The 1,631-nt window shown below is 34.2% G+C and carries 1 protein-coding gene, 1 tRNA gene and 1 other RNA gene; all 3 read right to left on the bottom strand.

All coding sequences use genetic code 11. The annotated features are described in order from the left end of the window. Window positions 1-251: 251 nt before the first annotated feature. Entirely contained in the window at window positions 252-860 is a 609-nt protein-coding gene (locus COE25_RS18365; RefSeq protein WP_098933628.1) for a DedA family protein, read from the bottom strand. Window positions 861-1,285: 425 nt separating this feature from the next. Then, an RNA gene (ffs, locus tag COE25_RS18370) (signal recognition particle sRNA small type) lies at window positions 1,286-1,371 on the bottom strand. Continuing rightward, window positions 1,371-1,442: transfer RNA gene (locus COE25_RS18375), tRNA-Asn, on the bottom strand. Before COE25_RS18375 ends, ffs begins: the two co-directional genes overlap by 1 nt. Between the last annotated feature and the right edge of the window lie 189 nt (window positions 1,443-1,631).

The following is a 1,631-nucleotide window of genomic DNA, read 5'->3' on the forward strand; positions in this document are numbered from 1 at the left end:
AAATGGATGATAGCTGTAAATTTTGGTAGTCCAAAAGACCTAGTTGTATCATTGTTTTTTTCTACTTCAATCACTTGCAATTAAGTGTAAAACATTCCGTTTAAGGTTGAAAAAAGCATTACAATTATCAGTTTTATAAAAATTACAGTAGAAAATAAATTATCGTTAGTGGACAAACAATGAGTTTGACACTTAACCTCGCCATAAGAAATAACTCCTTCTTTAGTTTTAGTTTTTAAAGAAAGCCACTTTTATGAAATATCCCTTTTTAATAAATTTCTTCTCTTCCATAAAAAATAAATCAATATTGAAAGGACCAATAAGCTCGTAATTAAATAAATACTATATTTCGATATATATAGTTCCACACCAGTCCAATTTTCCCCTAATATTCTTCCTAGTGTGATAAAAGTAATACTCCATATTAATGCACCCATAAATGCGTAAACCGCAAATTTTCTAAAGGGGAAGAGATTGACAGCAGCTATATATGCTGTAAGATGACGAACCCCAGGTATAAAATAACCTAGTAATAAAAGATAAGGTCCGAATTTCCTGAATAATTTCTTTGTTCTATTAATTTTTTGCTCAGTAATGTGAATTTTTGGTCCAAACTTTTCTAATAAAGGCAATCCAAATTTATAACCGATGAGGTAACTAAGCGAAATCCCCCCCGTGGCCCCTACAAAGGCACTTACTATTGACATTATGTATGATAATTTTCCCTGAAACACATTGTAACCAATATATGTAAGAAGAACCTCATCGGGTATAGGAAGTCCAACAATACCACCGATCAAGGCGAAGGTTATTCCGAAGTACCCATAATGTTCTAGAAGGTAGTCAATATGGTTCTGCATTTTCTCATTCCACCTTTAAGATAAGTTTTATTATCAGAAGTATTTTAATAAATAAAAAAGAAGATACTTTCTTTCCACTCTTACAGTTTGCTCACTTAAACTGTCGCTTTATTAAAAAAGCCACCAAATGGCAGCAGGTCTTCAACTCTTGCACCCGTTTGTTAAACAAGCCCCTTCTCTTATACTGCACATTTTAATCGTATGGTGTGAGCCGCTCAATTGTTTAACTTTTGTACTCGTTACTTTAAGTACAATTCTTAATAATCTGTTTCGTTAATTAAATCAAAAATAGACGATGCTTTATATTAAAGCATCGCACCTGTTAGTTATACTAGTCCCTTTTTAAACCAATATACAAATTTTTTAACAATATATAAAAATTGGATGTGACTTTTAGGGTATCTTTTAGAGATTTTGTTTTGTCCTATGTAATAGCCCACACAATTTCACTAGTTATGGCTGCTGCGCTCCCGCCCTGACCAGTTTCCTAATGTCCTTGTTGAACTATAACTCCGCAGGTAGGACTCGAACCTACGACCGATCGGTTAACAGCCGATAGCTCTACCACTGAGCTACTGCGGAACAATTCTAACTACCTTTTTACATGATCATCGGATAATGAATCTAATTCAGTTGGTTTTAGTGGAAATGACGGGAGTTGAACCCGTGTGCAAAGATATTGGCACTTATACATCTACGAGTGTAGTCAGTAGAATTAATTTCACTTACTTCTTTAGCCTACTGACAGGCGTTGAAGCAGCTAGTCTGGTT

It is taken from the genome of Bacillus sp. AFS031507 (assembly GCF_002584635.1).
Classification (GTDB): Bacteria; Bacillota; Bacilli; order Bacillales; family Cytobacillaceae; genus Neobacillus.